General features: G+C 67.7%; 21 protein-coding genes. All 21 read right to left on the bottom strand.

Annotated elements, in window-relative coordinates:
* Positions 1–261: 261 nt before the first annotated feature.
* The 21 genes from ABB30_RS02695 to ABB30_RS02595 all read right to left on the bottom strand — a co-directional run bounded on the left by ABB30_RS02695 (position 262) and on the right by ABB30_RS02595 (position 24865).
* Positions 262–2382, bottom strand: coding sequence for a methyl-accepting chemotaxis protein (locus ABB30_RS02695; protein WP_057636763.1), 2121 nt, complete (start codon positions 2380–2382; stop codon positions 262–264).
* A gap of 109 nt (positions 2383–2491) precedes the next feature.
* Positions 2492–4918, bottom strand: coding sequence for a methyl-accepting chemotaxis protein (locus tag ABB30_RS16860; RefSeq protein WP_057636762.1), 2427 nt, complete (start codon positions 4916–4918; stop codon positions 2492–2494).
* 63 nt (positions 4919–4981) lie between these two features.
* Positions 4982–5356, bottom strand: a complete 375-nt coding sequence (locus tag ABB30_RS02685) for a hypothetical protein (RefSeq protein WP_057636808.1) — start codon at positions 5354–5356, stop codon at positions 4982–4984.
* A 102-nt stretch (positions 5357–5458) separates the two neighbouring features.
* Positions 5459–5941, bottom strand: coding sequence for a chemotaxis protein CheW (locus tag ABB30_RS02680; RefSeq protein WP_057636761.1), 483 nt, complete (start codon positions 5939–5941; stop codon positions 5459–5461).
* Positions 5942–5995: 54 nt separating this feature from the next.
* The gene (locus tag ABB30_RS02675) at positions 5996–6736 is read right to left on the bottom strand and encodes a flagellar brake protein (protein WP_161808815.1); all 741 of its coding nucleotides are present in this window, start codon (positions 6734–6736) and stop codon (positions 5996–5998) included.
* Between the two features lie 37 nt (positions 6737–6773).
* Entirely contained in the window at positions 6774–8777 is a 2004-nt protein-coding gene (locus ABB30_RS02670; RefSeq protein ID WP_057636759.1) for a chemotaxis protein CheA, read from the bottom strand.
* Between the two features lie 35 nt (positions 8778–8812).
* Positions 8813–9178: a response regulator gene (locus ABB30_RS02665; protein ID WP_057636758.1), complete on the bottom strand. Its 366-nt coding sequence runs from the start codon at positions 9176–9178 to the stop codon at positions 8813–8815.
* 13 nt (positions 9179–9191) lie between these two features.
* Positions 9192–9476, bottom strand: coding sequence for an STAS domain-containing protein (locus tag ABB30_RS02660; RefSeq protein WP_057636757.1), 285 nt, complete (start codon positions 9474–9476; stop codon positions 9192–9194).
* 59 nt (positions 9477–9535) lie between these two features.
* Complete coding sequence (locus tag ABB30_RS16725; RefSeq protein WP_057636756.1) at positions 9536–10786, bottom strand: chemotaxis protein CheW; 1251 nt, start codon at positions 10784–10786, stop codon at positions 9536–9538.
* Entirely contained in the window at positions 10783–11565 is a 783-nt protein-coding gene (locus ABB30_RS02650; protein WP_057636755.1) for a ParA family protein, read from the bottom strand. The genes ABB30_RS16725 and ABB30_RS02650 overlap by 4 nt, the downstream gene beginning before the upstream one ends.
* On the bottom strand, positions 11565–12572 hold the full coding sequence (gene motD, locus ABB30_RS02645; protein ID WP_211263438.1) for a flagellar motor protein MotD: 1008 nt from the start codon (positions 12570–12572) through the stop codon (positions 11565–11567). The genes ABB30_RS02650 and motD overlap by 1 nt, the downstream gene beginning before the upstream one ends.
* A gap of 3 nt (positions 12573–12575) precedes the next feature.
* Positions 12576–13316, bottom strand: coding sequence for a flagellar motor protein (locus tag ABB30_RS02640; protein WP_057636754.1), 741 nt, complete (start codon positions 13314–13316; stop codon positions 12576–12578).
* 40 nt (positions 13317–13356) lie between these two features.
* Positions 13357–15042, bottom strand: a complete 1686-nt coding sequence (locus tag ABB30_RS02635; protein ID WP_057636753.1) for a chemotaxis protein CheA — start codon at positions 15040–15042, stop codon at positions 13357–13359.
* Positions 15039–15638 (bottom strand): protein phosphatase CheZ, encoded by a 600-nt coding sequence (locus tag ABB30_RS02630; protein ID WP_057636752.1) that lies wholly within the window; start codon positions 15636–15638, stop codon positions 15039–15041. The genes ABB30_RS02635 and ABB30_RS02630 overlap by 4 nt, the downstream gene beginning before the upstream one ends.
* A gap of 10 nt (positions 15639–15648) precedes the next feature.
* Positions 15649–16041 carry a chemotaxis response regulator CheY gene (gene cheY / locus ABB30_RS02625; RefSeq protein WP_057636751.1) on the bottom strand — a complete coding sequence of 131 codons (393 nt, stop codon included), beginning with the start codon at positions 16039–16041 and terminating at the stop codon, positions 15649–15651.
* A gap of 23 nt (positions 16042–16064) precedes the next feature.
* On the bottom strand, positions 16065–16808 hold the full coding sequence (locus ABB30_RS02620) for an RNA polymerase sigma factor FliA (protein WP_057636750.1): 744 nt from the start codon (positions 16806–16808) through the stop codon (positions 16065–16067).
* On the bottom strand, positions 16805–17638 hold the full coding sequence (locus ABB30_RS02615) for a MinD/ParA family protein (RefSeq protein WP_057636749.1): 834 nt from the start codon (positions 17636–17638) through the stop codon (positions 16805–16807). Before ABB30_RS02615 ends, ABB30_RS02620 begins: the two co-directional genes overlap by 4 nt.
* Before the next feature lie 40 nt (positions 17639–17678).
* Positions 17679–19310, bottom strand: coding sequence for a flagellar biosynthesis GTPase FlhF (gene flhF / locus ABB30_RS02610; RefSeq protein WP_057636748.1), 1632 nt, complete (start codon positions 19308–19310; stop codon positions 17679–17681).
* Positions 19311–19378: 68 nt separating this feature from the next.
* Entirely contained in the window at positions 19379–21490 is a 2112-nt protein-coding gene (gene flhA / locus ABB30_RS02605) for a flagellar biosynthesis protein FlhA (protein WP_057636807.1), read from the bottom strand.
* Positions 21491–21495: 5 nt separating this feature from the next.
* Positions 21496–22626, bottom strand: coding sequence for a flagellar biosynthesis protein FlhB (gene flhB / locus ABB30_RS02600; protein WP_057636747.1), 1131 nt, complete (start codon positions 22624–22626; stop codon positions 21496–21498).
* Positions 22627–22726: 100 nt separating this feature from the next.
* Complete coding sequence (locus ABB30_RS02595; RefSeq protein ID WP_245626400.1) at positions 22727–24865, bottom strand: putative bifunctional diguanylate cyclase/phosphodiesterase; 2139 nt, start codon at positions 24863–24865, stop codon at positions 22727–22729.
* Positions 24866–24947: the final 82 nt, after the last annotated feature.

The following is a 24947-nucleotide window of genomic DNA, read 5'->3' as shown; positions in this document are numbered from 1 at the left end:
TTGGGGCGATCGTGGACGGCGTGGCGTGTTGCTGCCTGTTCCGTGATAGCGGCCACATTCGCGCCCGGCTTGATAGCGAAGTTGTCGTCAGTTTGTGAAGATTACCTGTTGAATCAATGTGTTAAAACGGTGTGATGCGACGCTTGCAGCCGCGGGCGGGCGCCGGCCGCAGCGGTGCCGAAGCTGCCCTGCGGTGCTGCCACAACGCACAACGCCCGGCAGGGCCGGGCGTTGTGCGCAGTGCTTGATGTTGCGATGGCCTCAGTGGCTGGCCAGACGGAAGGCGGCCACTGCCGCCAGCAGATCGCGTGACTGGCCCTGCATGGCATGGGCTGCGGCACTGGCTTCCTCGACCATGGCCGCGTTCTGCTGGGTGCCCTGGTCCATCTGCATGATGGTCTGGCTGACCTGGGCGATGCCGCTGCCCTGTTCGCTGGAGGCCTGGCTGATCTGGGTCATCAGGCCATTGACCTCCTGCACGCTGTCCACTACCCGGGTCATGGTCTGGCCAGCACGGTTGACCTGTTCCACGCCCAGGTCGACCTGCTGTACCGAATCATCGATCAGCCCCTTGATCTCGCGCGCGGCGGTGGCGCTGCGCTGGGCCAGGGTGCGCACCTCGCCGGCGACCACGGCAAAACCGCGCCCCTGTTCGCCGGCACGGGCCGCTTCCACGGCGGCATTGAGGGCCAGGATGTTGGTCTGGAAGGCGATGCCGTCGATCACCGAGATGATCTCGGCAATCCGGCGCGAGGCCTGGGCGATCTGGGACATGGTGTGCACGGCCTGACCGACCTGCTGCCCGGCCTCGGCGGCCACCCCGGCGGCCTGGCCGGCCAGACGGTCGGCCTGCTGGGCATGGCCGGCATTGAGCTGCACGGTGGCGGTGAGCTCTTCCATCGAGGCCGCGGTTTCCTCCAGATTGGCCGCCTGCTGCTCGGTGCGGCGCGACAGTTCGCTGTTGCCGCCGGAGATCTCGTTGGCGGCCTGCTCGATGTGCACGCTGGCCTGGTGGATGCGGCCGACGATGCCGGCCAGGTTGTCCACGGTCAGGTTGGCATCGGCCTGCATGCGGGCGAACACGCCATTGAAGCGCCCGGCCATGGTCTGGGTCAGGTCGCCGTCGGCAATGGCGCGCAGCAGCTGCGACAGGGCGGCCAGGCCCTGGTCGGTGGTGACCATCAGGGTGTTGAGGCGATCAACCATGTCGGCAAAGCCCCAGGCAAAGCGGCTGCTGTCCTGGCGCACGCTGAAATCACCGGCCACTGCTGCGCTGGACAGGCTGGTGATCGCTTCGCTGATGGCCAGCAGGTTGCTCTTGACCGCGGCCATGGCCTGGCTCAGTGCCGCCTGCTCGCCGGGCAGGGCCGGCATGTCCTGGCGCAGGTCACCTTGCGCATAGGCCTGGGCCAGCACGGCCAGGGTCTGTGCGGTGTGCACATGGTGGGCGACCAGGGCATTGACCTCATCGGCCATCAACGCGTATTCGCCCGGCAGCACACTGCTGTCGATGCGCTGGCTGACCATGCCCTGCTGGTGCTGGCCGGCCAACTGGCGGGTGGCCTGGATCACGCCATGCAGCTGCTCCTGCATCCGGCCCATGCTGGTCAGCAGCTGGCCGGTCTCGTCGCGCGCACCGGTGCGGGTGTCATTGTCCAGCTGGCCACCGGCGATGTTGTTGGCCACCCGGGTGGCCCGCTGCAGCGGCACGATGATGCTGTTGCCGATGAACCAGGACAGGGCCAGTACGATCAGCACCAGGGCGCCGCCGGCCACGGTCATCACCGCGGTGAAGGCCAGTGCCTGCTGTTGCACGTCATTGACGTAGGCACCGGTGCTCACCGCCCAGTGCCAGGGGGCGAAGGGGATGGCATGGGCAACGCGCTGCACCGGGGCCTTGTCGGCGGACTGGCGCGACAGGTAGGTGACCTGCCCGCCGCCCTCGCGTGCGGCCTGGGACAGCAGGCTGTTGTAGGCCACGCCGGCTTCGTCGGTGTAATCGGCCAGTGCGGTGCCGGCCCGTTCGCGCCGGAACGGGTGCATCACGATGGTGTCGCTGCGGGTGTCCAGCAGGGTGTAGTACATCCCGCTGGATTCGGCCCGCATGCTGGCCAGGGTCTCGATGGCCTGTGCCTGGGCCTGCTCGAGGCTGAGCTGGCCACTGTCGGCCAGGCCTGCGTAATGGGCCAGCACGCTGTTGCCGGCTTCGGTATGGGCATGCACGGTCGCCAGGCGGGTGGCATACAGATCCAGGTACTGGATGCGTGCGGCCACCACCGACAGGCTGATCACGCCCAGCGCGATCAATACGGTGAGCAGGTTGAGCTTGCGGCGTACTGAAATGCCGGTGATGTAGTTGGACCAGATACGTTTGATGTTCATGGTGCGCCGGTGTCCGGGAGCATGGTGCGGCCGTCACCGGCAGCGCAGCAGGCTGCGTACCGGGCGGCAGGAAGGCGAGGGCCCCGGTCAGACCGGGGCCCGGGCAGGATCAGAATTCCTGCCAGTCATCGTCATTGGCAAAGGCCGGCTCGCGCACGCTGGCCGCTGCCACTGGTTTGGCCTTGGCTTTGGCCGTGGCGCGCTTGCCTGCTGCCGGTGCCGCTGCGGCCACGCTGGCTGCCGCTTGCGCGGTCTGGCGGGCGGGCGGGGCTGCCACAGCCACGCTGGCGGCCGGGTGCTGGTCCAGCTTGAACATGGCCACGGCCTGGCTGAGCTGGGTTGCCTGCTCCTCCATCGCGCGCGCCGCCGCGGTGGCTTCCTCCACCAGGGCAGCGTTCTGCTGGGTGGTCTGGTCCATCTGGGCCACGGTCTGACCGACCTGCTCGATACCGGCGCTCTGCTCCTGCGAGGCGGCGCTGATCTCGGCCATGATGTCGGTCACGCGTTGCACCGAGGTGACGATGTCGGTCATCGTTGCGCCGGCCTGGGAAACCAGGGCCGAGCCATCGGCCACCTTGCCCACCGAGTCGTCGATCAGGGTCTTGATCTCCTTGGCTGCCGCCGCGCTGCGCTGGGCCAGGGTACGCACTTCGGCGGCGACCACGGCAAAGCCACGGCCCTGTTCGCCGGCACGTGCCGCTTCCACCGCCGCATTGAGGGCCAGGATGTTGGTCTGGAAGGCGATGCCGTCGATCACACTGATGATGTCGCCGATCTTGCGCGAGGACTGCTCGATCCCGCTCATGGTGCTGACCATGGACTGGGTCACCTGGCCGCCCTTGGCCGCCACATCGGCCGCGCCCACGGCCAGCTGGTTGGCCTGGCGGGCATGCTCGGCGTTCTGGCGCACGGTGGAGGTCAGTTCCTCCATCGAGGCGGCGGTCTCTTCCAGGTTGGCCGCCTGCTGCTCGGTACGCTGGGACAGGTCCTGGTTGCCGCTGGCGATCTCGCTGGCGGCCAGGGTGATCTGGCCGGCGGCATGCTGGATGCGGCCGACGATGTCGGCCAGCTGGCTGGCAGTGGCGTTGGCGTTGTCACGCATCTGCGCGAACACACCGTGGAACTGGCCTTCCATGCGTGCGGTGAGGTCGCCTTCGGCCAGCGCCACCAGCAAGGTGGACAGCTCGCCGATGGCCAGTGCGTTGGCATCCAGCAGGCGGTTCATGTTCACCGCCATGGTCAGGTGGAAGCCGTCCTTGCCATCGGTGGCAATGCGGCGGTCCAGGCGGCCTTCGGCTGCTGCGGAGATCACATCGCCGAGCTCGTCTTCCACCTGCACGTCGTCGGTGCGGTCATTCCATTCGACAAAGAAGCCCAGCAGTGCGCCACCGGCGTCGGTGATCGAGCTGATGTTCTGGCTGATGTGGCAGACGCTGCCATCGTTGCCCGGGAAGCTGAGCTGGCGCTGCACGAAACCGCTGCGAGTCAGCTGCGCGACTACCTGCTGGTCCACGGTCTGGCCCGGTTCGAGCAGGGCCACATTCTGGCCGAGCAGCTGTTCCACCTCGCTGCCTGCCGGCAGTTGCTTGTGGAAGAACGCATGGCGCTGGCCCAGCAGCTTGCTCAGGGCCGGGTTGCAGAACACGATCTGCAGGTCGGCATTGGCCAGGTACACCGGCGTGCTGGAGGCTTCCAGCGCGTTGCGGATGCGCAGGTTTTCCGCAGCGATGCGCGCGTCGTTGTCGATGCGCTCGCGCAGGTCGTTCTGCATCCGGGCCATGCTGCGCAGCAGCTCGGCCACTTCGTCCTGGCCTTCGGCGCGGATGTTGCCGTTGAGGTTGCCGTTGGCCACATCGGTGGTGATCTGCAGCGCATAGCGCATGCGTGCCACCAGCGAGCGCACGAACAGCAGCACCAGCACCGAGCCCAGAGCCAGACTCAGCAGCAGCGACACGCCCAGACCGATCAGGGAGCGGTTGTAGGCGCTCTGCGCATCCGCCTGTGCTTGCAAGGCATTGCTGGCTTCCAGCGCTGCCAGTTCTTCCAGGGTGTCGCGTGCGGTCACATGCTTCAGGCGGGTATCGGTGACAAAGACATCGATGGCGTCATCGCCCAGGTCCAGATCGACCAGCTCGCGCACGTCCTGATAGGACTTGCGGGCCTCCTGCCATTGGACGACGAACTGTTTGAACTTGGCTTCCTCATTGCTGCCAGCCATCTGCTTGGCCAGCAATGCGGTGTTGTCTTCCACGGCCTTGGCACGGCGCAATGCGAACTGCGTGCCTGCCTGCTTGATCTCGTCACTAGCCCGGACCAGGGTCTGGTAGACGTTGCTGCGGTACTCGCTCAGGTCGGCACGCATCGCACCGATGAGCTGCATACGGACCATGTTCTTTTCGGCCAGATTGGTGCTGGCCTGGTTGATGCGGGCCATGCCGTTCCAGGAAATGGCGGCCTGGACCAGCATCAGGGCAATGATGATGGCGAAGGTCAGCAGCAGGCGTGGGCCGAGCTTGAGCGTGTTGAACCACTGCATCGGGTGTCTCCGAAGGGATCAATGAAAGGCTGCCCCGATCAGCAGACCGGGGCAGCAGGGGGCTTACTTGATGGTGGCCAGCTTGATGGCCGACGGCGAACGCACTTCGATTTCGGCGCGCGAGGCGTCACGTGCGATCCGGCCGCTGACGCAGATGGTCTTGCCCTGCAGCGATTCGGGAGCGAAATCGAAGCTGCCGCGGGCACTGCCCGGGATGCGGGCGGAGAAGGTGTGGCGGGGGAAGGCACCGCCCATGTGCAGGAAGGTCGGCTGACCTTCCGAGCCTTCGGCATAACGGCCGCGTTCGACCAGGCCGCAGACCAGACCGTCCTTGCCGACATGGCGGACAGCGGTTTCCGGGGGGATCATTTCCGAGGCGGAGGCCGGCAGTACAGCCAGCAGGCCGGCAAGGCCTGCGGTCTTCAACAGCGGATGCATCATGGCGTTTGGGTCCGATAGGGATGTGGTCAGGGGCGGTGGGAGCGCCCCTGCATTTCTATCGGCCTGGTGAAGGCCATCTTTACATCGCTAAATCAATTTTTACGCCGCGTCTACACGGCGGGTGTCAACCAGCTCGGCGGTATCGAGCAGGGTTTCGATGTCCAGCAGGATCAGCATGCGCTCGTCCTGGGTACCGATGCCGTTGATGAATCGGGTATCCACCGCCGCACCGAATTCCGGGGTCGGCCGGATCTGCTCGGCATTCAGGGCAATCACGTCGGACACGCTGTCCACCACGATGCCGACCACGCGCTGCTCCACGTTGAGCACGATCATCACGGTGAAGGCGTCATAACGGGCGTTTTCCAGGCGCAGTTTCAGGCGCAGGTCGATCACCGGCACGATGGTGCCGCGCAGGTTGATCACGCCCTTGATGTAATCCGGTGCGTCCGGCACCCGGGTCACCTGGTCATAGCCACGGATTTCCTGCACCTTGAGGATATCCACGCCGTACTGCTCGTTGCCCAGGGTAAAGGAGAGGTATTCACCGGCATTGGCGGTGCTGGGGCTGCTCTGGCTCATGTCGTTCTCGTGGTGTGGCCGATGCCCGGATATCGGCAGGGCTGGGGCAAAGCTTTAGGTGTTGCCCTGGCGGCGCGCGTTGCGCATCCGGTCCAGCGCAAAGATGTAGCGCGACAGGTGGTTCTGGGTGCTGTGGGCCAGGTTGTCGAAGGCAACCCCGGTACGGCGCAGGGTGCGGCCGTCATTGCCGGTGATGGGCCGGTCGTTGCAGATGCGGATGTCGATGCTCAGCGTCGGCCCGTCCGGCAGCTGCAGCAGGCACTGCTGCAGGTTCTGGCCGATGCCCAGGTGCTGGGGTGCCAGGTCGTGGATCAGGGCCATGCCGCCGGGGCCGATGTCGGCCACACGCAGGCTGACCTGGCGTTCGCCCTCGTCGGCCAGGGTGATCCGGCATTCGGGCCAGCGGCTGAGCGGGGTGCTCAGGCGGTACAGCTCGCGTCGCTGCATGTGCAGCAAGCGGGCCGGGAAGGCCGCACTGAAGCTGTTGTCCTGGTCCAGACGCGAGGCATCCAGGCCGGACAGGATGAAGCGCACATCGACCTTGTCCAGCTGCGCATGCACGTGCACGGCCATGCCGCGCGCCAGGCAGGCATTGACGGCCTGGGCGGCACTGGCATCCAGTTGCAGCCGTTGCGTGGGCAGGTCCACCGCCAGCACGGTGCTGGCGCTGTACAGGTCACTGTTGTCCAGACGCAGGCTGATCGGCACCTGCCGCCGGCACAGCTCCTGCAGCAGGCTGCCGATCTGTTCCGGTTCGGTGAGGTGGCAGTGGTCGAGCTGTTGGAGGTTGTCCACGTGGTCGGCGTACATGCGGGCAGGTGGGAGGTGGGAGTCAGGCAGCCTGGGGCAGGCGCTGACGGCGGACCAGGCCGCCGATGTCGACAATCAGCGCAACCCGGCCATCGCCCAGGATGGTAGCGCCGGACACGCCATCGATACGACGGTAGTTGTGCTCGATGTTCTTGACCACCACCTGCTGCTGGCCGACCAGTTCGTCCACTTCCAGGGCCAGCTTCTGGCCATCGGATTCGACCACCACCACCAGCGGCTTGTTGTGTGCCGCCTGCTGCTGGTCAAAGCCATAGATCTCGCGCAGCGAGATCACCGGCAGGTATTCACCGCGCACCCGCAGCACCCGGCCATCGCCGGCCACGGTGTTGATGTCGGCATCCTGCGGCTGCAGTGCCTCGATCACGTAGGCCAGCGGCAGGATCAGGGTCTGGTCGGCGCTGGCCACGGTCATGCCGTCCAGGATGGCCAGGGTCAACGGCAGCCGGATCAGGGTACGGGTGCCGCGGCCGGCATGGCTGTCGATCTGCACCTCGCCACCCAGTGACTGGATGTTGCGGCGGACCACGTCCATGCCCACGCCGCGCCCGGACAGGTCGGTCACCGCATCGGCGGTGGAAAAGCCGGGCTGGAAGATCAGGTCCCAGACCTGGCTGTCGGTGGGCGCGTCGGGCACGGCCAGGCCACGCTCACGGGCCTTGGCCAGGATGCGCTCGCGGTCCAGGCCGCGGCCGTCATCGCTGACCTCGATCACGATGTGCCCGCCCTGGTGCGATGCAGCCAGGGTCAGGGTGCCGGCGGCGGACTTGCCGGCGGCAGTGCGTACCTCGGGCAGCTCCAGGCCGTGGTCGATGGAGTTGCGCACCAGGTGCACCAAGGGATCGGCGATCTTCTCGATCAGGCCCTTGTCCAGTTCGGTGCCTTCGCCCAGGGTGCGCAGGGTGACCTGCTTGCCCAGGCGGCTGGACAGGTCACGCACCAGACGCGGGAAGCGGCGGAACACCGCATCCACCGGCAGCATGCGCACGCTGATCACTGCTTCCTGCAGGTCACGGGTGTTGCGCTCGAGCAGGTCCAGCCCGGCCAGCAGCTTCTCGGCATGCACCGCATCGATGCTGGTGGAGACCTGCTTGATCATGGCCTGGGTGATGACCAGCTCGCCGACCAGGTTGATCAGGGCATCGACCTTGTCGGTGCTGACCCGGATCGAGCTTTCCGCTTCGGCATGGGCCGCGGCCGGGGCGGCAGCGGCGGCGACTGGCGCTGGCGTGGCCGCAGCTGCCATCGGCGCGTTGGCGGCAGCAGGCGCCGGCGTGCCGGCGTCGTTGGCAGGGGCGGCGGTCTGCTGGCGTGGGCTGATGCGCAGGTCGCACTCGTCCTCCACCCAGGAGAACACTTCGGCCACGGCAGCCTGCGGGCAGGCGGCATCCAGCTGGATGTCCCAGCCGATATGGGCGTTGAGCGGGTCCAGCCCGGCCAGCGGCGGCAGCGTGTCCAGGCGGGCGCTGACCTGCAGCGGGCCCAGCTCGGCCAGCTCGCGCAGGATGCGCAGCGGGTCATTGCCGCTCAGGAACAGGCCGGGCCCGGGCTGGAAGTGGATGTCCCAGCCACTGGCGCTGGCCTGGGCCGTTGCCGTCGTGGTCGCAGTGCACGCGTTGCCATGGTCAAGCACCGCGCGCAGGCGGCCGAGGATGGCCTGCACCTGGGCCGGGTCGGCAGCCAGGCCATGTTCGGCCTCGCCGAGCAGGGCGCGCAGCACGTCCACCGAGCCGAGCATGGCTTCGGTGGCATCGGCGCTGAGGGCGCGCTGGCCGGCACGCAGTTCGTCCAGCAGGGTTTCCAGTACATGGGTGACATCGGCGATGGTCTGGAAGCCGAAGGTGGCCGCACCGCCCTTGATCGAGTGGGCGGCACGGAACACCGAGTGGATGGTCTCGCCATCCTGGCGCCCGGCTTCCAGGGCCAGCAGCCCGTCTTCCATCGCATCCAGCCCCTCACGGCTCTCGGCGAAGAAGGTGGCATGGAAACGCTGCATGTCGATATTCATCGTGGCCTCGGATCGGCTGGGCGTGGGGCGGGCAATCAGCCCAGGACTTTCTGCACGGTGGCCACCAGCTGTTCGGGATTGAACGGCTTGACCAGCCAGCCGGTGGCACCGGCGGCCTTGCCTTCGGCCTTCTTGTCGGCCGCCGATTCGGTGGTCAGCATCAACAGCGGGGTGAAGCGGTAGTCGGCCAGGCCGCGCAGTTCGCGGATCAGGCTGATGCCGTCCATATTGGGCATGTTGACGTCGGTGACCACGGCGTTGAAGCGGCTGCCGCGGGCCTTGTCCAGGGCAACCTGGCCGTCTTCGGCCTCGGTTACGGCGAAGCCGGCGCTGGACAGGGCAAAGGCGACCATCTGTCGCATCGAGGCCGAATCATCAACAACAAGAATATGAGCGCTCATCTGGGTTTCTCAATCAATGCACGGAGGTGGTTGTCGCATCGTCCAGCAGCGCATCCAGGCCGAGCAGGCCCAGGGCCTGGGTCAGTGTCTGGCTGGCGGTGATACGGGTCGGGCGGTTGCCCTGGCTGCGCGCCATCACGAAGGCGGCCAGCAATTGCAGGCTGGCGCAGTGCAGGCGGCTGACGGCCAGGCCATCAAGCTGGACCTCGGCATCAACGTGGACGGCAGGCAGCAGCAGTTGCTTCAGGTCAGTGGCAGATTCAATGCCCAGGTCGGCGGGCAGCGCAACGATGGTCATGGCGGCAGATTCAAGCGGGTCTGCAAGCGATAGCGGCCGCAAATGCGGCCGCTTTAGGGTCAGTTGAGCAGGGCATTGGCATCGAGCAGGATGATCGGTGGCCCGGACAGGCGTGCCACCCCGCGGAACAGGTGGTTGCTGAAACGGCACAGGCGTGCGGTATCGGGCGGTTCGATCTGCGATTCGCTCAGGCTGGCCACATCATCCACCGCGCTGACGCGCAGGCCCAGGCTCTGGCCCTCGCTTTCCAGTACCACGATGCGGGTGGCCGCGCTGGTCTGCACCGCTTCGCTGCCCAGGTACAGGCCCAGGTCCATGACCGGGACCACCTGGCCGCGCAGGTTCATGATGCCCAGCATGTGCGGTGCGGTGCCGCGCAGCGAGAGCAGGGGTGCCAGCAGCACCACTTCCTGCACCTTGAGCAGCTCCAGGGCATAGGGTTGCTGGCCGCAGCGCAGGCGCAGCCAACGGCTGCTGCGCTCGCTGGCACGGCGGCGCTGGCCCGGCACCTGTGGCGCCGGGGCGGCGGCGCCGGCGGCCTGCCATACCGGCTGTGCGGTACTGGTGTTCATGGCCAGCACCGGCGGGCCCGACGGTGCCGGTGGGATGCGGCCACGGGCCGGCGCGGCGGCCGGCCGCACCTGCTGGCTCTGTTCGTACTGGCCACGGGCCTGGTCAAAGGCGGCATCCAGCTCGGCCAGCAGGGCATCGCCACTGTCGGCAGCCGGGGCACTGGCCTGGGCCTGTTCGTACTGGCCACGGGCCTGGTCGAAGGCGGCATCCAGCTCGGCCAGCAGGGCATCGCCACTGTCGGCGGCCGGGGCGATGGACTGGGCCTGTTCGTACTGGCCACGGGCCTGGTCAAAGGCGGCATCCAGCTCGGCCAGCAGGGCATCGCCGCTGTCGGCGGCCGGGGCGCTGGCCTGGGCCTGTTCGTACTGGCCACGGGCCTGGTCAAAAGCCGCATCCAGCTCAGCCAGCAGGGCATCGCCGCTGTCGGCGGCCGGAGCACTGGTCTGGGCCTGTTCGTACTGGCCACGGGCCTGGTCAAAGGCCGCATCCAGCTCGGCCAGCAGGGCATCGCCGCTGTCGGCGGCCGGGGCGCTGGCCTGGGCCTGTTCGTACTGGCCACGGGCCTGGTCAAAGGCCGCATCCAGCTCGGCCAGCAGGGCATCGCCGGGTTGGCCGGGCAGGGCCGTCTGTGCGGGCGGCGTGCTGGCCGATGCCGCGGCCACATCGCCCGGCACTGCCGTTTCGGTGGCCTGGCCGATCAGGGCCTGCAGGTAATCGTCGATGGGGTCATCGGTCATGGCAGGGCACCGCAATGTTCGAACTCACTGGCCAGGATCCACTCCAGCACCCGACGGTAGGCCGACAGGCCGCGTCCGGGATAGGCATCGGAACTGGCCGGCTGGGTCAGCAGGGCCGGGCTGCTGAGCTTGGTATCCAGGGCCACGGCGTCTTCCCAGACCAGGGCGCCATGGCGCTTCTGCATGGTGTGCAGGCTTTCCATGCCGGCACGGGTGCGGCGGTCATGCAGTGTCGGCACGATGGACACCGGCAGCGGGCGGCTGCGTGATTTCTCCACCATGGCCGCGGTGCGCACCATCCCTTCCAGGCCGTGCAGGGCCAGCGGCTCGGTCTGGGTCGGGATCACCACGCGGTCGGCCGCGGCCAGGGCATTGATCATCAGCAGGCCCAGCTGCGGGGCACAGTCCATCAGCACGTGGTCATAGCCCAGGGCCGGGTCCTTGAGCGCCTTCTGCAGGGCCAGGCCCAGGCCCGGCGCGCTGGCACTGCGGCGTTCCAGGGTGGCCAGTGCCGGCTGCGCACAGACGTAGTGCAGGCCGGGCAGCTGGCTGTGGCGGGCCAGGGCATGCAGGGCGGCCGGGGTGTCGGCAAACAGCTCCATCACCCCGCTCGGTGGCGGGAATTCATCCACACCGAAGGCGCGGGTCAGCGAGGCGTGCGGATCCAGGTCGATCAGCAGCACCCGCTTGTTGCGCAGGCACAGTGCCCGGCCCAGGGCCAGGGTGGTGGTGGTCTTGCCGACGCCACCTTTCTGGTTGGCCACTGCCCAGATCTGCATCACAGTGCTCCCAGCTTGCCCAGGCTGACCGGTTGGGCCTGGCGGGTGGAAGGGTCATGGCCCAGCGCCGGCATGACGTGGGCGTTGTCGTGCCGGGCCGCCAGTGCTGCGGCATCGTCCTGCGCGGCTGCTTCTGCCGGTAGCGGTGCGGGCGTCTGCTGGCTGAGCAACTGCTCGCCCAGTGCATCGATCGGGCTCTGCGAGTCGGCCAGGATCACCACCATCACCCGACGGTTGCGGTTGCGCCCGTCACTGTCGGTGTTGTCCTCGCGTGGGCGGAACTCGCCATAGCCAACCATGGCCAGACGGGTCGGGGCGATGCCCTGGCGCGCGAACAGATGGACCACGCTGGCCGCACGTGCGGCCGACAGTTCCCAGTTGGAGGGGAACTGCGCGGTGGCAATGGGCATGGAATCGGTATGGCCTTCCACGCGCAAGCCGTTGGGTACATCGGCCAGCACATCGGCCAGGGTGCCCAGGGTGTCCTGGGCGACAGGATCCAGGCGCGCCGATGCCGGCGGGAACAGGATGTCCGAGTTGATCTCCACCTCGATCCACAGCTCGGTGCGGCGCACGGTGATCATGCCCTTGTCGATCAGCGGTGCCAGGGCACGGTTGATGCGCTCGGAAATGGTCTGCAGCTGACGCGCGGCCGATTCCAGGCTGGCGGTATCGCGGAAGGAGATGGGCTGGCGCATGGCCGACAGCTGGGCCGTGTCCTTGGCGCGGTTGCCGGCCACGGTCGGTGCGGTGATGGCCGAGGCGTTGTCACTGGCCGCGCCCTGCAGCTGGGTGTTGCCCACCTGGACCTGGGTGATGGTGCGCGGGGTGCCGCCGAAGGCGGTCACCATCGCATCGGCCATGACCCGGTACTTGCCGGCATCGCGGGAGGAAATGGCATACATGACCACAAAGAAGGCCAGCAGCAGCGTCAGCAAATCGGCATAGGGGATGGCCCATGCTTCATGGTTGGCGTGTTCTTCGTGTTTCTTCTTGCGGCCCATCAGCACTCAATCCAGGTAGCCGGACAGTTGGGTTTCGATGTTGCGCGGGTTCTCGCCCTGGGCGATGGCGATCAGGCCTTCGATCAGCATTTCGCGGTCACGGCTGTTCTGGCCGATCACGCTCTTGAGCTTGTTGGCCATCGGCAGCAGCACCAGGTTGGCCGCGCCGATGCCATAGATGGTGGCGGTGAAGGCAGCCGAGATGCCGTGGCCGAGCTTGGACGGGTCATCCAGGTTCTTCATCACCGCGATCAGGCCGAGCACCGCGCCGACAATGCCCATGGTCGGCGAATAAATGCCCATGCCCTCGTAGACCTTGGCTGCCGCCAGGTCACGGTCTTCCTGGCCGCTCAGGTCGATTTCCAGCATGTGGCGGATGCTGTCCGGCTCCACGCCGTCGACCAGCAGTTGCAGGCCCTTGCGTGCAAACGGATCGCTCTGCTGGTCCACCATGGTCTCCAGGCCGAGCAGGCCGGAGCGGCGGGCCAGGTTGGACCATTCCACGATCTCTTCCAGCAGCTGCTGGCGGTTGGAGACCGGCGGGTGGATCACCCAGCTGGCAATCTTCAGCGCGCGCTTGAACACCGCCGGTGCGGTGTGCACCAGGATGCAGGCGGCAGTGCCGACGAAGACGATGACGAAGGCGGCCGGCGACCACAGGGCGGCAAGGCCGGCACCCTTGAGGATGCTGCCACCCACCAGCGAGGCCAGGGCGAGGAAAAGTCCAATGATGCTGAGTCTGTCCATGGGGCTGGTATCGGCACGAATGAGGGGTTTCTTGAGGGTTTCAGGCCGCGCTGCTGCGCATGCCGTCCACATCCAGGATCAGGGCCATGCGCCCATCACCGATCAGGGTGGCGCCGGCATAGCCGGGCAGGCCGCGCAGGACCTTGGGCAGGGGCTTGATCACCACTTCCTCGCGGCCGATCACCTGGTCCACGACCAGGCCGAAGCGCGCCTCGCCGGCCTGCAGCAGGACCACGGTGAGCAGGGCGCCATCCTCGGGCGTGATGCCCAGCCAGCGGCGCAGGTCCACCAGCGGCAGGGTGGTGTGGCGGCGGTCCAGGATCAGGCGGCCATCGAACCAGCGCAGGGTCGCTGCCGGGGCATGCAGCACCTCCACCACGCGGGCCAGCGGCAGGGCGTACACATCCTCGCCGGCGGCAATCAGCAGGGTCGGCAGGATGGCCAGGGTCAGCGGTACGCGGATCAAGAAGCGGCTGCCACGGCCCAGTTCGCTCTGGATCTGGATCTGTCCGGACAGCTCGCGGATGCGCGACTGGACCACGTCCATGCCCACGCCGCGGCCGGAAATGTCGGTGACTGCCTGCTTGGTCGAAAAGCCGGGCAGGAAGATCAGCTGCAGGCATTCCTCGCTGCTCAGGCGGGCAGCGGCCTCGGCCTCGATCAGGCCCTTCTCGCGGGCCTTGGTGCGCAGCCGTTCCGGGTCGATGCCGGCCCCGTCGTCATTGACTTCGATGCTGACAAAGTCGCCTTCCTGCTGTGCCGACAGGCGCACGTTGCCACTGCGCGGCTTGCCGGTGGCTTCGCGCAGCTCGGGGGTTTCCACCCCGTGGTCGATGGCATTGCGCACCAGGTGCACCAGCGGGTCGGCCAGGGCCTCGACCAGGTTGCGGTCCAGTTCGGTGTCGGCACCGATGATCTCCAGCTCCACTTCCTTGGACAGCGAGCGGGCCACATCGCGGGCCAGCTTGTTGAAGCGCGAGAACACCTTGCCCACCGGCTGCATGCGGGTGCGCATCACCGCGCTTTGCAGGCGGGCGGTGGCCAGGTCCAGGCTGGACACGGCGCGCTCGAATTCTTCGTCCTTCAGCCGCGTGCGCAGGTTCTTCAGGCGGTTGCGGGCCAGCACCAGCTCGCCGGTCAGGTTGACGATGGCATCCAGGCGCTTGGTGTCCACGCGCACGGTGTGCTCGGCCTCGCTGTTGTTGCGTGGCGCGGCCGCCTTGGGGCTGGCGGCCGGTGCCGGGCTGGCCGGCACGGCGCTGCTGGCCGCAGCCGGCGTGCTGTTGCCTGCCTGCGGTGCAGGCGTTGCCGGCGGCGCCACGGCAGCCGGTGCGGCGGCCGGCGGCGCATCGCTCATGTCAAAGCGGGCGATCAGCTCCGGCGGTGCGGGCTGGGCCGGCTGGCCGGCCGAGACCGCGTCGAGCATGGCCTGCAGCCAGTCCAGCGATTGCTGGGCCGCATCGAAGTGACGCGCCTGCAGGCTGGCCTGGCCGGAACGGGCCAGACCCAGCGCTTCTTCGGCCGCGTGGCACAGCTCGACCATGGCGGTGATGGCCAGAAAACCAGCACCGCCCTTGAGGGTGTGGAAGCCGCGGAACACGGCATTGAGTTGTTCGGTGTTCGCCGGTGCCTGTTCCAGGTCAACCAGCTGCTCACCGAGGCGGTCCAGGATTTCCTGTGCCTCGATGATGAAATCGGCGGCGATATCGTCGTTGACCATGCTCACAGGCCCAGGTCGGAAAGAAGGTCGTCAGCATCGACCTGGCTGACGGCGTGGTTGTCCAGCCCGGCCAGGGCCGGGCCGGCCAGCGCATCGGCGGCCGGGGCAGGGGCCTGGGCCGGCAGCAGGTCCAGTTCGGCCAGACCCTCGTGCACGCTGCGCACGATGCCGGCGACACGGCGGATGATCTGCCCGGTGATGTCCTGGTAGCTCTGGGTCAGGGCAATTTCGGTGAGGTTGTGGCGGATCACATCCAGCACATCGCTCTGGCTGTCCACCAGGCCGGAGGACTGCATGCCGCTGACCAGGCCGCGGCACTGCTCGGCCAGGTCCAGGGTGCGGTGGGTGGCCTGTTCGGTCATCTCCACCACGTGGTCCAGACGCGCGCAGGCATCATCCAGCTCGCCGGCCTGGCTGGGCACGGTGGGCAGTTCGCCCAGGGCCTGGCCCAGTTCGCGGGCCAGGCGGGACAGGCTCTGCAGCAGTGCCCCGTTGTGTTCCTGACTGACCGCCTGCAGGTGCTGCCTGCAGTGCGCCTCATCGCCGGCTTCCAGGGCAGCCAGCGCTTCACTGAGGTGGGCGATGAGTTCGCTGCGATCCATCACGGCCTCCTCAGGCGCTCGTGGCCAGACGTTCGAAGATCTTGCCCAGCTTCTCTTCCAGGGTCTGTGCGGTGAACGGCTTGATGATGTAGCCGTTGACCCCGCTCTGGGCGGCCTCGATGATCTGCTCGCGCTTGGCTTCGGCAGTGACCATCAGCACCGGCAGGTGCTTGAGCTTGTCATCGGCACGGATCGCCTTGAGCAGCTCGATGCCGGTCATCACCGGCATGTTCCAGTCGGTGACCACGAAGTCGAAGGCCTCGTTGCGCAGCATGTTCAACGCACCGCTGCCATCTTCGGCCTCGGCGGTGTTGGTGAACCCGAGGTCGGCCAGCAGGTTCTTGACGATGCGGCGCATCGTCGAGAAATCATCGACGATCAGGATTCGGATGTTCTTGTCCACGTAGGTGTTCCTCGAAAATTACGTCAGTTTTCCAAGCCGGCGTCAGCCGCTTCGAAGGTCTTCAGGCGGCCGCGCAGGCGGACCACGGCCTGGCCATGGATCTGGCACACGCGTGATTCGCTGACGCCCAGCACAGCGCCAATTTCTTTCAGGTTCATTTCCTGCTCGTAGTACAGCGAGAGCACCAGCTGCTCGCGCTCGGGCAGGCCACTGATGGCACGCGCCAGCTCGCGGCCGAACTCGCCGCGCTCGAACACCTGCACCGGGGTCGGCCCGCCGTTGACCGGCGTATCCAGCTCGCCCTGGTCCTCGATGCGCGACTCCAGGCTCAGTACCTGGCCACGGGCGGCGTCTTCCATCACCCGCAGGTAGTCGGTCAGCGGCATGTCCATGGCCGCGGCCACTTCGGTGGCGCTGGCCGCCCGGCCACTGCCCTGTTCCAGTTTGCGGATGATGCCGGCGGCCTCGCGGGCACGGCGGTGGACCGAGCGCGGCACCCAGTCACCACGGCGGATCTCGTCGATCATCGAGCCGCGGATGCGGATGGAGGCATAGGTCTCGAACGAGGCGCCCTGGTCGGCGTCGTAGCTGCGCGAGGCCTCGATCAGCCCCATCATCCCGGCCTGGACCAGGTCATCGACCTCGACGCTGGCCGGCAGGCGTGCGGCCAGGTGATGGGCAATGCGCCGGACCAGGTCGGCATGGGTGGTAACGCACTCAGCAGCAGACGGGCGTTGCACCTGACGATACTGCGCGACGGCGTTCATGCAGGCACCCCCCGGGTGAGCAGACGTTCAAAGAAGAATTCGACCCCGCCACGGCCGGCGATGGGGGCCTGCCAGCGCGCGGTCTGGGCGGCGATCTCGCTGATCGCACGTGCCGACGGGCTGGCCGGATAGGCCTTGACCACCGGTTGCTGGCGCTGCACGGCCAGGCGCAGCCAGTCATCGTGCGGAATCGAGCCGAGGTGGTTGAGCGAGATGTCGGCCAAAAAGCGCTCGCACACCCGCACCAGCTTGTTGTACAGGCTGCGGCCTTCGTTGCCGTCGCGCACCATGTTGGCCACCACGTGCACGCGGGCCACGCCGCGTTCGCGCGCCAGCACCTTGATCAGGGCATAGGCATCGGTGATCGAGGCCGGCTCGTCGCACACCACCAGCACCACTTCCTGGCTGGCCTGGCAGAAGGTCAGCACGCTGTCATTCAAGCCGGCGGCGGTGTCCACCACCAGCACGTCCAGCGCGTTCTCCAGCGAGGACACCACGTTGACCAGGCCGATGTGTTCGGCGGTGCTCAGCTGGGCCATGCTGCGCCGGCCCGAGGCGGCAGGTACCACCAGGATGCCGTCGGGGCCTTCGATCAGGATGTCCTCGATGCCACAACGGCCGGCAATCAGTTCGGCCAGGGTGGCGCGCGGCTGCAGGCCGAGCAGCACATCCACATTGGCCAGGCCCAGGTCGGCGTCCAGCAGCAGGGTGCGCTGGCCCAGCCCGCCCAGGGCCACGGCCAGGTTCACCGCCAGGGTGGACTTGCCCACGCCGCCCTTGCCACCGGTGATGGCAATGGTGCGCACCGGGCCCGGACGTGCTGCCGGCATGCGCGCAGGCGCAGGCGTACGCGCAGCGGGTTTGTAGGGATCACGCAATGGCATGTTCGGGCTCCTGGGCAGGGGGCATATCGGCCGCGCGGCGCAGATCTTCAAGGCGCAGCACCAGGTTGGCGGCGCTGGCGCGCTGCAGGTCGCAGGGCACTTCCTGGCCATCGGCCACCCAGGTGATCGGCAGCTGGTGATCCACCGCCACCGACAGGGCGGCACCGAAGCGGCCGGTTTCATCCAGCTTGGTCAGCACCAGGCCTTCCGGACGCGCCGGGGCGAAGCGGCGCACCACCTCGTCCATGTCCTGGAAGCCCAGGTTGGCCGGCAGGGTGAGCAGGGTGCGGATCTGTCCGGCCGCGCGCAGCCACTGCAACTGGGCCACCAGGCCACGGTCGCGCTGGCCCAGGCCGGCGGTGTCGATCAGCACCAGCTTGTAATCGGACAGGCGCTGCAGCAGCTGGCTCAGGTCCGAACCGTTCTCGGCCTCGTGCACGGCGATGCCGAGCTGGCGGCCGAAGCCGTACAGCTGTTCGCGCGCGCCGATGCGGCGGGTGTCGGTGGTGACCAGGGCGATGTCACGCGCGGCGTGCTCGCTGGCAAAGCGGGCGGCCAGCTTGGCGATGGTGGTGGTCTTGCCGGCGCCGGTGGGGCCGACCAGGGCAATCACCCCGCCATTGCGGATCGGGTCTTCGGTGGCGATCGGCAGCTTGCGCGAGATCAGCCCCAGCATCAGCCCACGCGCACGCGCCGGATCGGTATCGCCGGGAATCTGGCTGGCCACATCGCGGGCCAGGCCGGCATCCAGGCCGTATTCGTCCATCAGGTCCAGAGCCTTGGCCCGGACCGGGTTGCCACGCAGGCGTTCATCGGTGAAGCGGGCCATCTCGCGTTCGATCAGCAGGCGCATGCCGGCCATCTCCTCGCGCAGGGCACTGAGCTGAGGGGTGTCGGCGGCAACACCGCCTTCCACCAGGCTCAGGCTCGGGGTGGTCGATGCCGGCGTGGCGGCCACGCTGGCCACCGCAGCCGGTGCGGCCACGGTCATGACCTCGTCGCTGATGGCGGCCTGTGCGGCTGCACGGGCGGGTGCGAAGGCCACCTCCGGGGCCGGCGCCGGGTCGCTCCAGGTCACCGGCTGGGCCGGGCTGAAGCCACGCATCGGCAGGGTTTCGTCCTCGCTCAGCGGCGGGTCGATACGGAACTGGGCACGCGCCACCGGGGCCGGGCGCGGGGTGGCCGTTACGGCCGGCGCGCTGACCGGCATGGCCGGATCGACCACTACCGGAGCGTTGTGCAGGAAGGCCGGCATGGCCGCTTCCGGGATGCTCGGCGGCGGCAGGTCGCGGCCGCTGGCACCGACTGCCGCACGTGCAATGGCGGCCACGCTGGAGGTGGTCATCGGCACTTCCGGCTTGGCCGCTTCCGGCTTGCGGCGGCGGGTGATCGCGGCGATCACCGCTTCGGCGGCGCTGCGCGGCTTGCTCGGCGCGGCCGGCTGGCTGGCCTGCAGCGCCTGCTGCACGGCCGATTCGTCGTAGTTGGCGGCGGCAACGATCTCCACCCCGTTCTCGACGCGGCGGTTGGAAAGGATGACCGCTTCCGGACCATGCTCCCGGCGCACCAGGTTCATGGCGCTGCGCATATCCGCTGCGACGAAACGTTTGATCTTCATGTCTAGGTACCAGGATGGATGTGGAGGGGTGTCAGGTTTCCGACGCACCGCGCCGGTGGGGTGTCACATCAGCTGATCGAACCGACCAGCTTCAGGCGTTTGTCTTCGGGTACTTCGTTGTAGGCCAGCACGGAAAGCTGCGGCACGCTGTGGCGGACCATGCGGGCCAGGGCCTGGCGTACCGGTGCCGGTACCAGCAGTACCGACGGCTCGTTGCGCGCTTCCTGCTTGGCCACTGCATCGGCCAGGCTCTGGTGCAGACGCTCTGCCAGGCCGGGTTCCAGCGCAGCGCCGTTGCCCTGCATGGAGTCCTGCAAGACGCGTTCCAATTGCGGGTTGAGCGTGTAGACCGGCAGCTCCGGCGTATTGCCGGCGATTTCCTGCACGATGAAACGGCCCAGTGCGGTGCGCACGGCGGCGGTGAGCAGGGCCGGGTCCTGGGTGTGCGGGGCGTTTTCCACCAGCGATTCGACGATCTTGCGCAGCTGGCGCAGGGCGATGCGTTCGCCCAGCAGGTTCTGCAGCACGCGCGCCACCACCGGCAGGGACAGCGACTTGGGGGTGAGGTCTTCCACCAGCTTGGGCGCGGACTTGGCCAGGGTGGCCAGCAGCTGCTGCACTTCCTCGTGGCCGAGCAGTTCCGGGGCGTGTTCGGCGATCAGGTGCGACAGGTGGGTGGCCACTACGGTGGCCGGATCGACCACGGTGTAGCCCAACGCTTCGGCCTGGGCGCGGGCGCCGGGCAGGATCCAGGTGGCATCCAGGCCGAAGGCCGGGTCCTTGCCGGCCAGGCCGTCGATCGGGCCCAGCGCGCCGCCCGGATCCAGGGCCAGTTCGCGGTCCGGATGGATGTCGGCACCGGCCACGGCCACGCCGTGGACCAGCAGACGGTAGGCGTTGGGGGCCAGCTCCAGGTTGTCGCGGATGTGCACCGGCGGCACCAGGAAACCCAGGTCCTGGGTCAGCTTGCGGCGCACGCCCTTGATGCGGGCCATCAGCTCGCCGCTCTGGTTCTTGTCCACCAGCGGGATCAGGCGGTAGCCCACTTCCAGGCCGAGCGGATCGACCGGGCGCAGCTCGTCCCAGCTCAGTTCGGCCGTGGGCGAGGGGCGGCCGTCATTTTCCAGCAGTGCGCTCGGGCTGCCGCCGGCCACGCCGACATCGCCGATGTGGTGGTCACCGCCCTGCGCCGTTTCCAGGCTGCGCTTGTACATCAGCCAGGCCAGGCCGCCGAGGATGGCGGCAATGGTCAAAAAGGCCAGGTTGGGCATGCCCGGGATCAGGCCGACCAGGCCCATGATGCCGGCCGCCACGGCCAGGGCGCGGTGCTGGCCGAAGACCTGGCCGACCATCGACTTGCCCATGTCCTGGGCACGCGAGGCACGGGTGACCAGCATGGCCACTGCGGCGGAGACCAGCAGCGCCGGCAGCTGGCTGACCAGACCGTCACCGATGGTCAGCAGGGTGTAGGTGGCGGCGGCCTGGCCGACCGGCATGCCGTGCACCATCACGCCGATGGCCAGGCCACCGACCAGGTTGATGAACAGGATCAGGATGGCGGCGATGGCGTCGCCGCGGATGAACTTGTTGGCACCGTCCATCGCACCGTAGAAGTCGGCTTCCTCGCGCACTTCCTCGCGCCGGGCCTTGGCTTCCTCGCGGGTCAGCAGGCCGGCATTGAGGTCGGCATCGATGGCCATCTGCTTGCCGGGCATCGCATCGAGGATGAAGCGTGCCGACACTTCGGAGACGCGGCCGGCACCCTTGGTGATGACCACGAAGTTGATGATGGTCAGGATCGCGAACACCACGATGCCCACCGCGTAGTCGCCGCCGATGACGAACTCGCCGAAGGCGGCGATCACCTTGCCGGCGGCCTCGTGGCCGTCCTGGCCGTTCATCAGGATCACGCGGGTGGAGGCCACGTTCAGGGCCAGGCGCAGCATCGTGGTGATCAGCAGCACGATCGGGAAGATGGTGAAGTCCAGCGGACGTTTGACGTTGACCACGGCCAGCAGGACCATCAGCGAGATGGCGATGTTGAAGGTGAAAAGGGCATCGAGCACCGGTGCCGGCAGCGGCACCACCACCATCGCCAGCAGGGCCAGCACGATCAGCGGTGCGCCAAGGCCATGGCGCAGCAGGTCGAAAACCCGACGCGCGGCCGGCGGCATGGTCATGGCGGTCATGCCTTGGCCTCCGGGTCGAATTCGGCTACCTGCAGGGCCGGCAACACCGGCGCGGGGCCTTGGCGCCAGTCATTGAGCTGGTAGACGTAGGACAGCACCTGGGCAACGGCCGAATACAGTCTCACGGGTATTTCCTTTCCGAGTTGCCCTTCCCGATACAAGGCGCGTGCCAAAGGCGGTGCGGCGACCACCGCAACCCGGTGCTGCTGGGCCAGGGCGCGGATGCGCAGGGCCACTTCGTCCACCCCGCGCGCCACCACCACCGGGGCATTCATCTTTTCGCCCTGGTACTTCAGGGCCACCGCGTAGTGGGTGGGGTTGACCACGATGACGTCGGCGGTCGGCACGTCCTGCATCATCCGGCGCTGGCTTGCCTGCATCTGCATCTGCCGGATGCGGCCCTTGACCTCGGGGTTGCCCTCGCTTTCCTTCATTTCCCGCTTCAGCTCCTCGCGGGTCATCTTCAACTTGCGCAGCCAGTTCCAGCGCTGGTAGGGCGCATCCAGCGCGGCGAGCAGGAAGAAGGCCATCGCCGTGGCCAGCATCAGGCGCAGGGCAAAGCCCAGGCCATCGGCCATCGCCGTCTCCAGCGGTTTGTGCAGCAGGCCGCGCAGCAGGGGCATCGAACTGGCCATCATCAGCCCGCCGGCGACGCCGACAAACAGCACCCGCAGCAGCGACTTGGCGAATTCGGCCACGGCTTCGGGCCCGTACAGGCGCTTGATCCCGGCAATCGGGTTCATGCGGTCGAACTTGGGCATCAGGCTCTTGTTGGTCCACTGCAGGCCGCCCATCAGCACCGGGCTGATGAACGAGGCCAGCAGTCCCACGGCCAGCAACGGGCTGATCACCAGCATGCCGGCCAGCAGCAGGCTGCCGACATGGCCGAATATTTCCTGGGGATGCTGCAGCAGGCGCAGGTCAGGTTGCAGGGCCTGCTTCATCCACTGCATGCCGCCACGGGCGAGCAGGCCGGAAAAGGCCATCATCGCCACCACGCACGCGCCGTACACCGCCGCGGTGGACAGCTCGCGCGAGCGCGGGATGTTGCCGTCCTGGCGGGCGTCGTTGAGCCGTTTCGGGGTGGGCTGTTCGGTCTTCTCGCCGGATTGGTCGTTCTCGCTCATTGTCACGGATCAGGCGGGTAGTGCCTGACCAGTGCAATTAACGTGCCAGCGTTGCGCAGGCGGTGTTGCCGCGCCCGGCCACAGCGGGCCGGGGCTGGCCTCAGGAAGTGGCGGGCGGCAGGTTGCGTGCGCCGGTCATGCTGTCGCCGTCCAGGCTGCTCAGGCGCCGTGGTGCGTGCAGCTGCTCGAAGCGGGCCGGGGCCACGGCCACCCCGATCAGGTGGCCGAGCAGGTAATCACAGCCCATGCGTTCCAGGCGCAGGCGCTGCTCGCGGGTGGTGATGCCATTGGCCACCACCGCCATGTCCAGACCGTGGCCCAGGGCGATCAGGGCGGCCAGGATGGTCACCCCGTTGCTGCCCGGTTCCAGCTCCTGGATGAAGCTGGGCCCGAGTTTGAGCTCGGTGGCGGTGAGCTGCTTGAGGTTGAGCAGGCTGGCATGGCCGCTGCCGAAATCATTGATGGCAATGCCCACCCCCAGCGCCGACAGCGAGTTGAGCAGGGCCAGGGCGGCCTGGGCGTCGCGCATCACCGTGGTCTCGGTGATCTCCAGGATCAACTGGCGTGCCGGCAGCTGGTGCCGGGCCAGGCAGTCCTGCACATGGGCCAGCAGATGTGGATCCTGCAGCTGCAACGGTGACAGGGTCACCGACATGCTCCAGTCGCGGTAACCGGCCCGGTGCCATTGCTGCAGCTGGGCGCAGGTCTGGTCGAGCACCCAGTTGCCCAGCTGCTGGCACAGCCCACCGCGTTCGGCCAGGCGGGTGACGCGCTCGCTGGGGATGCTGCCCAGTTGCGGATGGTCCCAGCGCAGCAGGGCCACTGCTCCGGCGATGCTGCCATCCAGCGCGCGCACCTTGGGTTGGTAGTGCAGGCTGATCTGCTCACTGCCGATGGCCTGGCGCAGGTCGGCCAGCAGGCGGAACTGTTCCTGGCTGCTCTGGCTCATCCAGGCCGAATACAACTGCCATTTGTTGCGTCCATCCAGCTTGGCCTGCTGCATCGCGGCCACCGCATGGGACATCAGTTCTTCTTCGCTGCCGGCATGGTCCGGGGTAATGGCCACGCCCAGGTTGGTGCCCAGGGTCATCGGCAGGCCGTCGACCAGCACCTCGCTGGACAGGCTGTCGATGATCCGCCCGGCCAGCTGCTCGATATCATCGCCATCCTCAAGGCGGGTCAGCAGCACATATTCATCGCCACTGGTGCGGGCCAGGGTGTCGTTGCTGCGAGCCAGCTCGCGCAGGCGCTCGGCCACGGCCACCAGCAGCTGGTCACCGGTGCGGTGGCCGTAGGCATCGTTGATGTTGCCGAAGCTGTCGATGTCCATCACCAGCAGGGCGTGGCGCTGCCCGGCGCCGGCGCTGGCGGCAATGGCGTCGGCCAGCCGGGTGTTGAGGAGGTGGCGGTTGGCCAGGCGGGTCAGCGGGTCACGCAGGCCGGCCTGGGACAGTTCGCTGGTGGCTTCCTCCAGAGACAGGCTGAGCATGGCATTGCGCATGCGCAGCATGCGCGCCTCCATGCGCTTGTCCATCATGCTCATCAACAGCACGATGGCCAGCACCCCCAGGGTGAGCAGGGTGACCAGCACGGCCATCTGCCCGGGCTTGAACTGCAGGCCGCCGCGCAGGGCGCCGCATACCGCGCCCTCGGCGACCCGGGTGGCGGCCATGCCGGTGTAGTGCATGCCGACCACGGCCACGCCCAGCAGCACGCTGGCGGCCAGGCGCAGTGACCAGCGGCTGTTCTCGCGCATGGCAAAGAACACGCGCAGGGCGGTCCAGCTGGCGGCAATGGCCAGCAGGATGGACAGCACGAACCACAACGGGTCGTAGCTCAGGGCCGGGCGCATCTGCATCGCCTCCATGCCCAGGTAGTGCATGGCGGCAATGCCGCAGCCCATCAGCACGCCACCGGGCAGCACCCGCCAGTTGGGCAGGGTGGACTGGCTGGCCAGCCACAGGGCAAAAGTGGAGGAGGCGATCGCCGCGCTCAGCGACAGCAGGGTGATCAGCAGGTCATAACCGACCGGGATGGGCAGGTTGAAGGCCAGCATGCCGATGAAATGCATCGACCAGATGCCGATGCCCATCGAAAAACCGCCGGCCAGCAGCCATCCGATGGCCACGTTGCGCCGGGACTTGTTGACCCGGTCCACCATGTCCAGCGCCGTCCACGACGCCAGAATGGCCACCAGCAGTGATGTTGCGACCAGAACGAAATTGTAGTTGCCCTGCACGATGCCACTCCCCTGTGCCTTTGTTCCGACTGATCGATGCCAGCGCAGTACCCGCGGCTGGCAAGCCAACCCCCCTTGGCAC

Origin of the sequence: Stenotrophomonas ginsengisoli, assembly GCF_001431485.1 — a bacterium.
Taxonomy (GTDB): domain Bacteria; phylum Pseudomonadota; class Gammaproteobacteria; order Xanthomonadales; family Xanthomonadaceae; genus Stenotrophomonas; species Stenotrophomonas ginsengisoli.
Note: the sequence above shows the minus strand (reverse complement) of the source record. Positions and strands in the feature narration are given on the sequence as shown.